The 14,624-nt window shown below is 44.5% G+C and carries 11 protein-coding genes and 1 pseudogene; 10 read left to right on the top strand and 2 right to left on the bottom strand.

The features are described from left to right. The first annotated feature begins 105 nt into the window (after nucleotides 1-105). A complete protein-coding gene (gene topA / locus CEW93_RS01425; protein WP_089539654.1) occupies nucleotides 106-2,757 on the top strand; it encodes a type I DNA topoisomerase in 2,652 nt (883 codons plus the stop codon). Between the two features lie 328 nt (nucleotides 2,758-3,085). On the opposite strand, the gene CEW93_RS01420 is transcribed toward topA, so the two are convergent. Continuing rightward, nucleotides 3,086-4,591, bottom strand: coding sequence for a sodium:alanine symporter family protein (locus tag CEW93_RS01420; RefSeq protein WP_089539653.1), 1,506 nt, complete (start codon nucleotides 4,589-4,591; stop codon nucleotides 3,086-3,088). Nucleotides 4,592-4,926: 335 nt separating this feature from the next. Here CEW93_RS01420 and CEW93_RS01415 point away from each other — a divergent pair, with 335 nt between their 5' ends. From CEW93_RS01415 to CEW93_RS01390, 6 genes are all read left to right on the top strand, one after another. Further along, nucleotides 4,927-5,571, top strand: a complete 645-nt coding sequence (locus CEW93_RS01415; RefSeq protein ID WP_089539745.1) for a LemA family protein — start codon at nucleotides 4,927-4,929, stop codon at nucleotides 5,569-5,571. Nucleotides 5,572-5,580: 9 nt separating this feature from the next. Continuing rightward, the gene (locus CEW93_RS01410; protein ID WP_186727862.1) at nucleotides 5,581-6,615 is read left to right on the top strand and encodes a YgcG family protein; all 1,035 of its coding nucleotides are present in this window, start codon (nucleotides 5,581-5,583) and stop codon (nucleotides 6,613-6,615) included. A 63-nt stretch (nucleotides 6,616-6,678) separates the two neighbouring features. Continuing rightward, entirely contained in the window at nucleotides 6,679-7,725 is a 1,047-nt protein-coding gene (locus CEW93_RS01405; protein WP_089540930.1) for a TPM domain-containing protein, read from the top strand. 24 nt (nucleotides 7,726-7,749) lie between these two features. After that, nucleotides 7,750-8,274, top strand: a complete 525-nt coding sequence (locus CEW93_RS01400) for a TPM domain-containing protein (RefSeq protein WP_089540932.1) — start codon at nucleotides 7,750-7,752, stop codon at nucleotides 8,272-8,274. 32 nt (nucleotides 8,275-8,306) lie between these two features. Next, complete coding sequence (locus CEW93_RS01395) at nucleotides 8,307-9,314, top strand: YgcG family protein (RefSeq protein ID WP_089540934.1); 1,008 nt, start codon at nucleotides 8,307-8,309, stop codon at nucleotides 9,312-9,314. A 20-nt stretch (nucleotides 9,315-9,334) separates the two neighbouring features. Continuing rightward, nucleotides 9,335-9,727 (top strand): hypothetical protein, encoded by a 393-nt coding sequence (locus CEW93_RS01390; protein WP_089540936.1) that lies wholly within the window; start codon nucleotides 9,335-9,337, stop codon nucleotides 9,725-9,727. 27 nt (nucleotides 9,728-9,754) lie between these two features. On the opposite strand, the gene trxB is transcribed toward CEW93_RS01390, so the two are convergent. Further along, nucleotides 9,755-10,696, bottom strand: a complete 942-nt coding sequence (gene trxB, locus CEW93_RS01385) for a thioredoxin-disulfide reductase (RefSeq protein ID WP_146416624.1) — start codon at nucleotides 10,694-10,696, stop codon at nucleotides 9,755-9,757. Between the two features lie 267 nt (nucleotides 10,697-10,963). Between trxB and CEW93_RS01380 the strand changes: the two are divergent. The 3 genes and pseudogenes from CEW93_RS01380 to CEW93_RS01370 all read left to right on the top strand — a co-directional run. Continuing rightward, a pseudogene (locus tag CEW93_RS01380) lies at nucleotides 10,964-13,627 on the top strand (DNA translocase FtsK 4TM domain-containing protein); the annotation flags it as partial. An 8-nt stretch (nucleotides 13,628-13,635) separates the two neighbouring features. Continuing rightward, nucleotides 13,636-14,118, top strand: coding sequence for a hypothetical protein (locus CEW93_RS01375; protein ID WP_089539402.1), 483 nt, complete (start codon nucleotides 13,636-13,638; stop codon nucleotides 14,116-14,118). Continuing rightward, complete coding sequence (locus CEW93_RS01370) at nucleotides 14,115-14,597, top strand: protein disulfide oxidoreductase (protein WP_089539401.1); 483 nt, start codon at nucleotides 14,115-14,117, stop codon at nucleotides 14,595-14,597. The genes CEW93_RS01375 and CEW93_RS01370 overlap by 4 nt, the downstream gene beginning before the upstream one ends. Nucleotides 14,598-14,624 lie beyond the last annotated feature (27 nt).

The following is a 14,624-nucleotide window of genomic DNA, read 5'->3' as shown; positions in this document are numbered from 1 at the left end:
TTGCTGTTATCAGCTTACCAATTTTGTAAAAAACCATTGACAAAATGCGTGTTACGCCATATAACTATAAAAAAGATAAATAACAAAACAAAGTACAGGTAACTCATGGCACTCCCCAAAAAACCTAGCACTGGCGACAAAACCACCACCAAGACAACAACTGATAACACCCCTCATCTGGCCAAAGGCAAATCTTTGGTCATTGTGGAGTCGCCTGCCAAAGCCAAAACCATCAACAAATATTTGGGGAGTGGCTACATTGTCCGTTCTAGTGTGGGTCATGTCAGAGATTTGCCTGTATCAGGCTCAGGACGTGCCACAAAAGCTGATGAAACAGGACTTAGCCGTGAACAAAAAGCCCAAAATGCCCTAGTGCGACGTATGGGGGTTGACCCTGAGCATGATTGGGTGGCACAGTATGAGATTTTACCAAGCAAAACCAAAGTCATCAAAGAGTTAAAAGCCCTAGCCAAAGACGCCGACACCATTTATTTGGCAACCGACCTTGACCGTGAAGGAGAGGCCATTGCGTGGCATTTAAAAGAAGTCATTGGTGGTGATGACAGCAAATACCGCCGTGTGGTGTTTAACGAAATCACCAAAAACGCCATTACCGAAGCCTTTAATCACCCCGACACACTCAACATGGATAGGGTAAACGCTCAGCAAGCACGGCGTTTTTTGGACCGTGTGGTGGGCTTTATGGTGTCGCCCCTTTTATGGGCAAAAGTGGCTCGTGGTTTGTCAGCAGGGCGTGTGCAAAGCGTGGCAACACGTTTGGTGGTGGAAAGAGAACGAGAAATTCGTGCTTTTGTGCCAAAAGAGTATTGGCAAATTCATAGCGACACCCACCATGAAAAATATAATGAAATCATACGCTTAGAAGCAGTTAAACAAAACGGCAAAGAGCTATCTTTAAAAAACGAAAGCCAAACCTTGCAAGTGGTGGCAGTGTTAAAAAACCACCCCTTTATCGTCAGCGAACGAGACGAAAAACCCACCCAATCCAAACCATCCGCCCCATTTATCACCTCCACTTTACAGCAAGCTGCCAGCACTCGCTTAGGCTTTAATGTCAAAAAAACCATGCTCCTTGCTCAGCGACTATACGAAGCAGGTTATATCACCTATATGCGTACTGACAGTACCTTTTTAAGTGCTGATGCCATTGGGGCGGTGCGTGGGTTTATTGATGGTCAGTATGGGCAAGCGTATTTACCCACCAAGCCCAACGTCTATGGCAACAAACAAAATGCCCAAGAAGCTCACGAAGCCATTCGTCCTTCTGATGTACATATTTTATCAACACAATTAAAAGACATGGAGCGAGATGCTCAAAGGCTTTATGAGCTGATTTGGCGACAGTTTGTGGCGTGTCAGATGACCCCTGCCAAATACCAATCAGCAACGTTGAGCGTGCAATGTGCCGATGTGGAATTAAAAGCCAAAGGGCGAGTGATGGTGTTTGATGGCTACACCAAAGTGCTGCCCCCTGCCAAAACAGACGATGTGATGCTGCCTGATGTCAAAGTGGGCGATACTTTGGCGGTGGACAGTATCGAGCCAAGTCAGCATTTTACCAAGCCCCCTGCCAGATACACCGAAGCCAGCCTTGTCAAAGAGCTAGAAAAGCGGGGCATTGGGCGACCATCCACCTATGCGTCCATCATCTCCACCATTCAAGAGCGTGGTTATGTCAAGACCGAAAACAAACGCTTATTTGCCGAAAAAATGGGTGATATCGTTACTGACCGTTTGATAGGCAGTTTTCCGGATTTGATGGATTATACGTTTACGGCTCATTTAGAAGACAAACTAGATGATGTGGCACAAGGGCAAAGCAGCTGGAAAGCGGTGCTGGATAATTTTTATGGTGATTTTAAAGGCAAATTAGAAACCGCCAAAACCAAAGACGGCATGAAACCCAATGACCCAACCGATGTGCCTGATGTGGCGTGTGATTTATGTGGTCGCCCCATGCAGATTCGCACAGGGGGCACGGGCGTGTTTTTGGGTTGTACAGGCTACAACCTGCCCCCCAAAGAACGTTGCAAAGGCACCAAAAATTTAATGCCCGTAGAAGCCTTTGCCAGTCAAACGCTAGATGATGAAACAGACGAAATCACCGCTTTGCTCACCAAAAAACGCTGTCCTAAATGCAACACCGCCATGGACGGCTATATCGTGGATGGCGGCTTAAAACTGCACGTGTGTGGCAATAATCCTGATTGTGATGGTTATGTCTTAGAAAAAGGCGTGTTTGAAACCAAACAAGACACGGACGTACCCACCATTGATTGCGACAAATGCGATGGCAAAATGGCACTTAAAACAGGACGCTTTGGGGCGTATTTTGCTTGCAACAACTGTGATAATACCCGTAAAGTACTCAAAAACGGCGAAGCAGCACCGCCACGCATGACGCCGATTGCCATGCCACATCTTCGCTCTGCCAAGTTTGACGACCATTATATTTTGCGTGAAGGGGCGGCAGGTTTGTTTTTAGCAGCATCTAAATTCCCCAAAGTGCGTGAAACTCGTCCACCAAAGGTGAGCGAATTAAAAGGCGTTCAAGATGAGCTTGACCCCAAATTTCACTATCTTTTGACTGCCCCAGAGACGGATAATGAGGGCAATCCAACCATCGTGCGTTGGTCTAGAAAGCTAGGCGAGCAGTATATTGGCTCAGAAAAAGATGGCAAGATGACCAAATTTGCCTTGATGTGGCGACATGGGGCGTGGGTCAATGACAAATAGTCCAGATATTAATCTTACTAAGCTGTACACCATTGAAGCAGAATTAAAATATGGGGAACTGCCCCTGTATTTGCAAGATGGCTTTTTAGGTATGACTGACAAGATTTAAATGGCAATGCCATTTATTTGTCAGATGATGCCCCTTATGTTGATGATGACTTCACAACTTGTCAATTTGTTGGCATTAAAGGCAGATTGACAAAGAAATGTGTTTTTATTAAAACTCATGATTTGGCAGTTTGGCTAAAAGATAGCTTGCAAAAAATTAACATCATCTTGATTTGATTGCAAAAAAACACCGCCATTAAAGCGGTGTTTTTTATGGGAATTACTGCTTATCACGCAATTTTTCTTCCCAGAAGGTTGCGTTTTTGATACCAAGTTTCACAGGGTCAAAGGTGTAATTTTTTACGCCTGCTTTACGCTGTTCTTCGTAGTCCTTTAAGGCTCTCATGGTAGGTCTGGCAGCAAAGAACATCACCAAAATACCAATGATGTTTAGCCAAGCGGTCATACCCACGCCCACATCGCCCAAATTCCAAATATAACCAGCACTATTTAAACTGCCATAGGCAACCAATAAAATGATGGTAACTTTGGGAATCCATGCACACAGTTTTTGGGTGCTGGTACTCATTTTGCGAGTCAGATAAGCAATGTTCACTTCGGCAATATAATAGTACGCCAAAATGGTCGTAAAGGCAAAGAAGAAAATGGCAATGGCGATAAAGTAGTTACCAAAACCACCAAAGGTCGCTTCTAATGCCATTTGGGTAAAGGCAGGTGTGCCAATGTCCGCCATTAACGCTTCTTGACCACCAATAAATTCTTTGGTTTTTTCATTTTGAACCGCATAAGTGCCCATGGTTAAAATCATAAAGGCGGTCGCTGAACACACAAGCAAAGTATCCACATAAACAGAGAACGCTTGCACCAGACCTTGCTGAGCTGGGTGCTGTACTTCTGCTGCTCCTGCATGGTGTGGACCTGTGCCTTGACCTGCTTCATTAGAATACACGCCACGTTTTACACCCCAGCCAATCGCAGCTCCAAGCCCTGCCATCGGATTAAAAATATCGCTCATGATAAGACCGAACACCGCAGGTACTTTATCCAAATTCATCAGCATGATAAGCAAAGCAAGAATGATGTAGCCTACCGCCATAAATGGCACAATAAACTCCGCCACACGAGCAATACGCTTAATACCACCAAAAATAATCGCTGCCAACGCAATGACAATCACCGCCATGATGACGACACGAAAGCTACCAACTTCGGCACCCAAAAAGTTCATCATACTGCCTTCACCTGTGATGCGAGTGGCGGCACTGACCACGCCGTTAGCCTGTACGCCCGGCAAGAAAATCCCGCACGAGATGACCGCTGCAATGGCAAAAATGACCGCATACCATTTTTGACCCAAACCTTTTTCAAAATAGTAAGCAGGACCACCACGATACTGACCTGTGATGGGGTCTTTTTCTTTATAAATTTGTGCCATAGTGGATTCAGCATAAGCCGTAGAAGCCCCCAAAAATGCCACCACCCACATCCAAAACACCGCTGACGGTCCACCAAAACCAATCGCTGCCGCCACACCTGCAATGTTACCCACACCCACGCGGTTGGCTAGTGCCACCACAAATGCCTGAAATGATGAGATGCCTTCGGCACTTTTTGTGCCACTAAACATCAATCTAATCATCTCACCCAAAAGTCGCACTTGTACAAAGCGGGTCAAAATTGAATAAAACAGCCCTGCACCCAAGCACAAATAAATCAGGGCAGGACTCCAAATAATACCATTTAACTCATTAATAAAACTTTCCATCATAATTCCTTGATTGGATTAAAATTGGATACATAAACAATGGCTTGGCTTAAAATCATATAAACAACAAATACGCCATTAGGTGTACCAATTTGCCATAATTTAGCAACAATTTCTAGCTTTTTTTTGTTAAAAATTACAATTTTTCTACATAACATCATGATTGCGTGGTGGCTTTGTTTATTTTGGCTTCATCAAACAATCTGGCATTTGTGGGCGGTTTTTTATGTTTTTTCAAATTACTTGCCGTATTTTGTTATGCTTATGTAAATGAGCTTGTAATTTTACCCAAAAATCGTCATCATAAACTCATCAACAATTTTAAGAGAGCCATCATGAATACCCCAAAAAAACTCAGTTTAGCCCTGCTTCTTGCCAGCTCTTTATCATTAACAGGCTGTGGCTACAACAACCTACAAGCCCTAGATGAAGACACCAACGCCAAATGGTCAGAAGTGCTCAATCAATACCAACGCCGTGCCGACCTTGTGCCAAACTTAGTGGCGGTGGTAGAACGCTACGCCCAGCACGAAAAAGAAGTACTGACCGAGGTTGCCCAGGCTCGCTCTCGTGTTGGTAGCATTCAGCTTACCCCAGAGACGCTCAATGACCCTGTTGCCATGAAACAGTACCAAGAAGCCCAAGCAGGCATGACGTCCGCCCTATCACGACTGATGATGGTTTCAGAAAACTACCCACAGCTTAAAGCAGATGCCATGTTCCAAGACTTGCAAGCTCAACTAGAAGGCACTGAAAACCGCATTACGGTTGCTCGCAACAACTACATCCAAAGCGTGCAAGGCTACAACACCACCGTGCGTCAGTTTCCCACCAACCTGACCGCCAAAGTGTTTGGCATGAGTCCAAAAGCCAACTTTACCGTAGAAAACGAAAAAGCCGTCAGTACCGCCCCAACAGTTAATTTTGGCAATAATTCAGGTTCAGCAACCGCCAATTCAGGCTCGGCAACTGCTCAATAAAGGTAACTTATGAATACTGTCCGCTCTTTGTTTGTCTCTTTTGCCCTAAAAAGTTTGTTGGTCTTATGGATGAGCATTGGGGGTGTGGCAGTTTATGCCAGTGCGACCGCCACCGCCGAAGATTTGATTGTGCTGTCTGAGCTAAGCAAAGCCCAAGCAACTGCTACCGCCCAAGCCCAAACAGACAACACAACAGCACAAGCCACCACATCAAACCGCCCTGCCATCGCTTCGGATAAACTTATCCTAAATAGTCCCATCATTGATGAAGCTTATGTTTTGACAGCTAGCGAAAAGACTCACCTAGAAGCCCAACTACGCAAGATTTATGATGACAATCTTGCTCAAATGGCAATCGTCATCGTACCAACCACCAACGGCGTACCAATTTTTGATTACGCCTTAGCGACCGCCGAGCGTTGGGGCTTGGGCAAAAAAGACACAGACGAAGGTATTTTGATGCTTGTTGCCATCAATGACCGCCAAATCTACACCGTAACAGGCTATGGCGTAGAAGGTGTGTTGCCTGATGCCTTTTTAAAACGTATTACTCGTGAAGACATCAAACCATCTTTTCAAAGCGGTCAATACGCCCAAGGATTATCCGCAGGCATCGCTCGTATTGATGAACGCCTAAGGGCTGACCCTGACACGCTTGCTCGTGCTGACGAAGCTCAAAATATGGACGAAGAACAAGCAGGAATTTTAGGAATGCCCTTTATCATTGCGTTTGTTATTGGGTCATTTTTGACGACAATGTTTGGGCGTTTTATCGGTTCAAGTCTTGGGGCGACAGGTTTTGTGATACTCTCTGTCATCATGGGGGTAAGTTTTGTACCCTCCTTGGTCATTGCCTTTGTTTTGTGGATACTGCTGTTGATGGGGGGCATCAATCTGTTGGGCGGTGGGCGTGGCGTATTCATCGGCGGTGGTGGCGGTGGCGGTTTTGGTGGCTCATCTGGGGGTGGATTTGGCGGTTCATCAGGTGGATTTAGTGGCGGTGGTGGCGGTTTTGGTGGGGGCGGTGCAGGCGACTCTTGGTAGTCATCACCATCTTGAAGCAAAGTATTTGTTTTTCATGGAACAATCCATTAAACAAGGCTACTTATGAACACACATACTCATCATGATTGGCACTTGACTAGATATGTTGTTAGCACCTTTTTGGTGCTGTGTTTGGCAATTTTTTGTGTCAGCAGTAGAGCAGATGATGGTTATGCCAGCTATGATGTTGCCAAAAAACAGTCTGTCTTGACCGATGAGATTGTCAAGCCTGATACCACGCTTGACCTTGATGATTTACATTCAAATCATACCATCATAGACGAGTCAAATTGGCTCAATATTGGTGAAGTCAAATATCTTGACAAACGTTTAGTAGAGCTGTATCACAAGCACCACATCCACACCACAATCCTACTGATTAGCAAAAAAGACGAGCAAGCACTGACCGACGCTCAACAATTTGTCAAACAGTGGCAAGCCAAAGATACCACGCACCAAGAGCTACTTGTCGCCATATTTTTTGATAATACCCATCATAAGCATACCCAAAACGCCATTTTTACACACAACTTAGAACATCTTTTACCCAAAGAAACCAAACACCGAATTACCCAAGATATGTCCTACTATTCTCGTAGTCATCATTATTTTGATGGCATAGACTGGGCATTAGACAGCGTGGTTGAGCTGTTAGAAGATAACATGTTGGGCTATAAGCAAATCGCTGACAAGGCTGAGTATGATTTTGGTCAGCTATTTAGTTTTGTATTGGTGTGGACACTTGTTGCGATTGTTGCCATTTTGGTCATCAGTCAATCTGTCAATGTTTATTTGGCAAAATGGTTGGGTCAAAAAAACAGTTATGGGTTGTCCGTTTTGTTGGTGCTGGTGCTTTTTGCTGGTATTGGTTATCGTGGCTGGCTAAAAATGGGTTGGTATGGCGTCATGATTGGCGTGCCTTTGGTATGGCTAGCATGTAGCAAGCTGAATTCAAAACCCCTGCTTATCCTAAACAAAGAAGAGCTTGAAGAAATTGAACGTAGCCGAGTTGGCGGTGGCGGTGGTTATGGTGATAGCGGTGGCGGTGATAGCAGTTATAGTGGTGGTGGTGGCGATTTTGGTGGTGGTGGTGCTGGCGACTCTTGGTAATTTTCAAACATTTAGGAAAACTCTATGCAAAAAGTATCCAATTCTAGCTCAAAAAGCCTAACTCGTTTACTACGACATACCTTTTGTATGCCAATCTTATTTAACCGCTGGCTCAACAAAGATGTCAAAGCCGAACTAACCGCCAAAATCGCCCAAGCCGAAAAAGGACATAACGGTGAGATTGTGCTGGTGATTGAAAACCACCTGCCACTCAATCAAGCCTATCATATCGGCTGTCGTGAACGTGCCATCAGGGTATTTAGCCATTATAAAGTTTGGGATACTGAACATAATACCGGCATTTTGATTTATCTTAATTTGCGTGAACGCAACTTACAAATCATCGCTGACCGTGGTATCAACCAAAAAGTCTCCCCAGACACTTGGCAAAATTTATGTCAAGAGACGCTTGTTTATTTTAAAAAACAAGAAATGCAAACAGGATTAATCACACTCATTGATGCTGCCAGCCAAATTTTAAAAACCCATTATCCAAGTGCTGACCCCCAAGGCAACGAACTGGATAACACGGTGATTGTCTTAAAATAAACCGCAACATTTTCACCAAACCAAGGTGGCTTATGCAAGTACTGACCAACCATCGTCTTTTTGTCAGATATGCATTTTTGGCATTACTCATGTTGTGTGCCTTATTTTTTGGTGCATTAAACGCCCATGCCGATTTTATCCCTCCCGATGAACTCACCCTAAACCGCCCTGTCATTGATGAAGCAGGTGTGCTAAGCCCAAGTGAGCGTGAACACCTTGAACAACGCCTACTCAAAATACATCAATCAGGTGTCATGCAAGCAGCGGTGGTGATTGTGCCCACCACAGGCGATATGTCCACGTTTAATTACGGCATGGCAGTTGCCAAACGTTGGCGATTAGGCGATAAAGACAAAGACAATGGCTTGGTGATGCTGATTGCTACCAAGGACCGCACAAACTACATACTTGTAGGATATGGGCTAGAAGGTAATTTACCAGATGCTGCCCTAAAACGCATTTTGCGAGAACATGTGCGACCCGCCTTTAAAAAAGGCAATTATGCCAAAGGCATTGAAGTAGCTTTTGATAAGATTGAAAGCCGATTAGAGATTGACCCACAAATGCTGGCAAAAATGGATAAAACTGAAAAAGAAAAAAATCTACTACGCCGAAAATCAAGAATAACAATCATAGAATATTTGATAGGCGGGGGAGCAATGAACATTATGATAGGCTGGCTTATCTATCGTATCAGTACAAAATATCTAAATAGCACCATCGCGACAGTGATATATCTGTTTGTTGGCGGTGCGATGTTTGTTTATGCAGTGTATAAGGGCTGGATGTTAGGCGACTGGCTGTGGATGATATTGGGCGTACCTGTGTTTGGCTTTGCCTTTTATTTTGGCAGAGATTATGCCATAGAATATGACAAAAAGCGTGATACCAATGAGATTTGGGATACAGAAGATAAAGCAGAGTTTTATGACAGCACATCACGATATGACGATTATCCATACGATGACTACCGATATGACGATGACCAAATGTACAACAATCCAGACACCAAGCAAGGACATGGTGATGGCAACTGGTAAAATGATTTAAAGGAGTGATGATGAGTGCATTGTTTTGGCTGATTGGTTTGGTGCTGTTGGTGGTGGTGCTGTTTTTGTTGGCTTTATTAAAACCCATCAAAACTGGCAAATCTGTCAGCAAAACCACCCCAACCCCATCTATATCGCCAATATCACCAGCACTGCAACAGCTTTTGGATCATCTGGCAAATTTGTTGCCCGAATTTACGCTCAATGCCAAATCAGGTCAGCAGCAGCGTATCATCGTCAGTCGCAAACATGTGCAATGTGCGATTGTTGTTCTGTCCAATCACACCGCTCAGCGCCTGATGGGGCAAACACTCATCATTGACACCAACCATCATTTTGGTGAACTGCCACGCATTGCCCAAGACATTCGTCAGCATTTTGATAACATTTATCAGGCTGATTAAGTTTGGGCAAAGGTGGGGTAATAAGCCTTAGACTAAGTTATCCAAATATTTTTCAGCATCAAGGGCCGCCATACAGCCCGTGCCTGCTGAGGTGATGGCTTGGCGATAAACGTGGTCAGCCACATCACCACAAGCAAACACACCATCAATACTGGTGGCAGTGGCATTGCCTTCTAGACCGCTTTTTACCACAATATAGCCATCTTTCATGGCAAGCTGACCATCAAAAATTGCCGTATTTGGCTTATGCCCAATCGCCACAAACACACCCATCACATCAAGCTGTTTGCTTGTGCCGTCTGCGTTTTCAATCACCACGCCCGTAACACCCATCTCATCACCAAGCACTTGTTTGACGGTGCTGTTCCACTCTATGCTGACCGTACCTGCTTTGACCTTATCAAAGAGCTGGTCTTGCATGATTTTTTCTGCACGCAAATTATCTCGGCGATGAACCAAGGTAACATGACTGGCGATGTTGGATAAATACAAGGCTTCTTCTACCGCTGTATTGCCACCGCCTATGACAACAACCTTTTGATTTTTATAAAAAAATCCATCACAAGTAGCACACGCTGAAACACCACGCCCCATAAACTTGCTTTCACTTTCCAAACCAAGGTATTGAGCGGTTGCCCCTGTGGCAATAATCAAAGCATCACAAGTGTACTCACCGCCATCGCCTGTCAGCTTAAAGGGTCGGTTTTGCAAATCGGCAGTATGAATGTGGTCATAAATGAGCTGAGTGCCAAACCGCTCGGCATGAACTTTCATGTTTTCCATCAGCTCATTGCCTGTCAGCCCTTCGTGTCCGCCTGTCCAGTTGTCAATCTCGGTGGTGGTGGTCAGCTGTCCGCCCACTTGCAAGCCTGTGATGATAATCGGTTTTAAGTTGGCACGAGCAGCATAAACTGCCGCCGAATACCCTGCCGGCCCTGAGCCTAAAATGATGAGTTTGTGGTGTGTCATGGCAAAATTCCAATCATAAAATAATTAAAAATAAATCCGACTTATATTTAGGACTATTTTTATAAAATACAAGCTAAAATTTACAAAAGACACAATAATACTATATAATATAAACCTTTAACTAATCGTCGCCCTTATCCTTACTTTTATCGGTCAGATGAGTCTTTTTTGATGAAAAACCTGCTCAAACATGCCACCATCACCAAATTTATTGGCAAAATGCCCACCGTCAAACAGCTATTTTTTACAGGGTTAGGTGCATTACTATTAACGTTTTTATTTTTATCATTGCTGTCTTATAATGTCAATGACCCTGCATGGTCGCACGTTGGACAAAGCGACACCACCACCAACATCATGGGGCAACTTGGGGCGTGGGTGGCAGATATTTTACGAGTATTTTTCGGGTTGGGGGCATGGTGGCTCATCATTGCTTTGTGCTTTGAGATGATACGTCTGTGGTGGAAACATGAGACGATGGCGTGGCAACTAAGTGCGATTGCTCATATTTTTTTGTTGATATTTATTAGTGGCTTATTAGCCAGTTGGGGAGCAACCACGGACAATGCCACCGCTCTTTGGTTTGGTGGCGTGGTAGGGCATGAGCTTCATGGGGGCTTGGTGGCACTGTTTGGTTCAGCACTGGCTTTATTGTTTTTGTGCGTGCTTATTGCAATTGTGGCAAGTTTGACCTTAAATGTGCCTTATAAAAAGTTCTTTTTTAACAAAAACAAAACTCCACAAACCCCTAATGACACTCAAACAAACACCAAAACAGACGACGCTCCCAAAGACAGCAAAGATAAGGGGCTGTTTAATACCATTATTCCAAAAAAATCCGAAACGCCAACACCTGATACCGTCCCCACTGAAAGTTTGGGCGATTTTTTACAGCATTCAGGGCTAAGGGATAAAGTACTGTCTCACCATTTATCATCACTCCAAGACAAAATCCAAAACGACCAAGACGACACCAACCAACAACAAACGGCAGACGATGACACCATTCACGCCAGCACAAATAACATCCCTGTTCAGCCGACAAAACACAGCGATAAAAGCTATATTGACAGTCATGGCATGGGGGTAACTACTGTACATACCAACGTCAAAATCCAGCACGCCAATAACTTTGATGACCACTCAAACAAAGACCAAACGCCAAAGGCAACTGTCCAAGAGCACAGCACAAAACCCAACACCATCAGCCAAGATGATGACAAATCAGTTTTAACTCATGCCAACCCATCTGCCAAAGTGGCAACCCCCCATTTGCATGATGACACAAACACACAATACAACGATAACACATCTCAGCAAACCCACACACAAGACGGATTTTTTGCAGATGATGACACAGCAAATAATAAGATAAGCGATACTCCTGCACAATCTTTTGAGCCTGACACCGCCAAAAACAAAAAATCTCATGCCATGAGCACATTAGAGTATCGCATGAGCCTATCTCCTGTGCCGGAGCTGAGCCTGTTAGACCCTGCCCCACCCAAAAAAACCACTTATACCCCAGAAGAGCTAGAACGTCTATCAGAGCTTTTAGAGATTAAACTTCAAGAATTTAATATTAATGCCAAGGTGATGAGTGCGATTGTTGGACCTGTGGTAACTCGCTTTGAAGTGGAGTTGGCGGCAGGCATCAAGGCAAGTAGAGTTACCAAAGTCGCCCAAGACCTTGCCCGCTCCATGTCTATGACGTCCTTACGTGTGCTGCCTGTGATTGCAGGCAAGCCTTATATTGGCATTGAAGTACCCAACCGCCATCGTGAGATTGTTGGGCTGATTGAGCTTTTGCAGACAGATGACTACCAAGACCCCAACGCTGGCATCAGCATTGCCATCGGTCAAGACATCAGTGGCAGAGCTGTGATTGCCGACCTTGCCAAAGCACCACACATGCTTGTGGCAGGCACAACAGGCTCAGGTAAATCGGTGTTGGTCAATTCCTTTTTGCTGTCTATGCTCTTAAAATACACCCCTGATGAGCTAAAACTGGTTTTGATTGACCCCAAACAGCTAGAACTTGCCAACTATGCTGACATACCCCATCTGCTGACACCTGTCATTACTGATATGACAGAAGCCACCGCCGTCCTAAATTGGTGTGTTGATGAAATGGAACGCCGTTATCAGCTGATGAGTCTTTTACGAGTGCGTAAATTATCTGAGTTTAATAAAAAAGTCAGCTTTGCTAAACAGTCGGGTGAACCATTGTTTGACCCCTTGTGGAATCCCAATGACAGTGTTAGCACCTCATCTGCCCCCAAACTCAAACCTTTGCCACAAATTGTGGTGGTGGCTGATGAGTTTGCCGATATGATTATGCAGCTTGGCAAAACTGCCGAAGAGCCGATTGTGCGTCTTGCCCAAAAATCACGAGCCGCAGGCATTCATTTGATTTTGGCAACCCAACGCCCTGTCGCCAGTGTGGTTACTGGTTTGATTAAATCAAACATTCCTTCACGAGCTGCTTTGCGAGTAAACTCTGCTGTTGATAGCCGTATCATCATTGATGAAGCTGGGGCAGAAAATATGCTTGGTCATGGGGATATGATGTTTTTGGCACCGGGCAAAAACTTTACCGAGCGTGTGCATGGGGCTTATGTCAAAGACGATGAAGTCAATCGCATTACTGACGCTTGGCGAGAACGTGGTAAACCTGATTATATTGATTTGTCAAGCAATTACACCTTTGAAGGTGAAGGCTCAGGGGATACATCAGCACATTCAGATGATGAAGCATATTACAATCAAGCGTTGGCATTTTTTGTAGAAAGTAAAAAAGTCTCCATATCCAGCCTACAACGCAAATTATCCATTGGTTATAATAAAGCCGCTCGTTTGGTGGATTTGATGGAAGAGCGTGGCGTGGTCAGTGCGCCTGACAGCCGCAATAAACGCCAATTACTCATCTAGGAGATGGTATGAGCTTGGGTTTTTGGGTGGTGGTTGTGGTGATGGGATTTTTTATTGGCAGCATTATGGGTTTAAAACCCAAAATGTCTGATGTCAGATTGGGCAAATGTCGCCTGTTTGCTCGCACCATACAGCTACACCCCAAACTTATCCCCACACCTGCCTTTATCAACACACCCAAAAAAATGACAGCAAGTTATACGGTCATAGATGATACATGGCGACTGCCTTTTGCTGAACTTATCGCCAAAGATGGCACATGGCACAGCGATACGCCCCACCCTTTATCATCGGTAAAGATAGAGCATGAATTATCCAAATATTTTTTGGGTTTAACCATCAAAGCAAATAGTGTCAGTCTATTTTGGCAAGATGATACCTATGTGAAAAGCTATGCGGTGCGTGATGATAATGCTGACATACAGATACAACAAGATTTACAAACTTTAAAGGCCTATTTGATACAGATTGCCACAAGCCACAAAACATGACTTTTTCACGAATTTTTAACCAGTTAAAAAGCACACTTGTCTATGTGCTGATATTTTTGGTCATTTATTTTGCCATCAATGCTTACCGCTCGCCCATCGCCCCACCCCAGCTACAACTCAATGACAGCACAGACATCATCACCCAAAGCCATCACCGCCCTGTACTGGTGTATTTTTGGGGGTCATGGTGTGGCGTGTGTCGCACCATTTCCCCAAACATTCAAACACTACACGCCCAAAACTACCCTGTCATCAGCGTGGCAGTCTCATCGGGCAATCATAATGAAGTCGCACAATACATGAAACAACATGGCCATCAGTTTGATGTCATCAATGATGAAGATGGCTCATTGTTTCAAACTTGGGGCGGTCAAGTTGTACCATCTTTTGTGGTTATCCGTGATGGTCAAGTGGTACAAAGTTTTACAGGATTTGCCCCTTTGTGGTCGCTGAAACTGCGATTGTGGCTTGCTTCTTAGCCATAAAAAAGGAGCATTCGCCCCTTT

Origin of the sequence: Moraxella sp. VT-16-12, from assembly GCF_002224245.2 — a bacterium.
Classification (GTDB): Bacteria; Pseudomonadota; Gammaproteobacteria; order Pseudomonadales; family Moraxellaceae; genus Moraxella.
Note: the sequence above shows the minus strand (reverse complement) of the source record. Positions and strands in the feature narration are given on the sequence as shown.

What these genes read in the sequence shown, in the direction of transcription:
- CEW93_RS01370 (WP_089539401.1), top strand. Translation starts at nt 14,115, where the DNA reads ATGACTTTTTCACGAATTTTTAACCAGTTAAAAAGCACACTTGTCTAT.
- CEW93_RS01420 (WP_089539653.1), bottom strand. Translation starts at nt 4,591, where the DNA reads ATGGAAAGTTTTATTAATGAGTTAAATGGTATTATTTGGAGTCCTGCC.
- trxB (WP_146416624.1), bottom strand. Translation starts at nt 10,696, where the DNA reads ATGACACACCACAAACTCATCATTTTAGGCTCAGGGCCGGCAGGGTAT.
- topA (WP_089539654.1), top strand. Translation starts at nt 106, where the DNA reads ATGGCACTCCCCAAAAAACCTAGCACTGGCGACAAAACCACCACCAAG.
- CEW93_RS01400 (WP_089540932.1), top strand. Translation starts at nt 7,750, where the DNA reads ATGCAAAAAGTATCCAATTCTAGCTCAAAAAGCCTAACTCGTTTACTA.
- CEW93_RS01415 (WP_089539745.1), top strand. Translation starts at nt 4,927, where the DNA reads ATGAATACCCCAAAAAAACTCAGTTTAGCCCTGCTTCTTGCCAGCTCT.
- CEW93_RS01410 (WP_186727862.1), top strand. Translation starts at nt 5,581, where the DNA reads ATGAATACTGTCCGCTCTTTGTTTGTCTCTTTTGCCCTAAAAAGTTTG.
- CEW93_RS01375 (WP_089539402.1), top strand. Translation starts at nt 13,636, where the DNA reads ATGAGCTTGGGTTTTTGGGTGGTGGTTGTGGTGATGGGATTTTTTATT.
- CEW93_RS01395 (WP_089540934.1), top strand. Translation starts at nt 8,307, where the DNA reads ATGCAAGTACTGACCAACCATCGTCTTTTTGTCAGATATGCATTTTTG.
- CEW93_RS01390 (WP_089540936.1), top strand. Translation starts at nt 9,335, where the DNA reads ATGAGTGCATTGTTTTGGCTGATTGGTTTGGTGCTGTTGGTGGTGGTG.
- CEW93_RS01405 (WP_089540930.1), top strand. Translation starts at nt 6,679, where the DNA reads ATGAACACACATACTCATCATGATTGGCACTTGACTAGATATGTTGTT.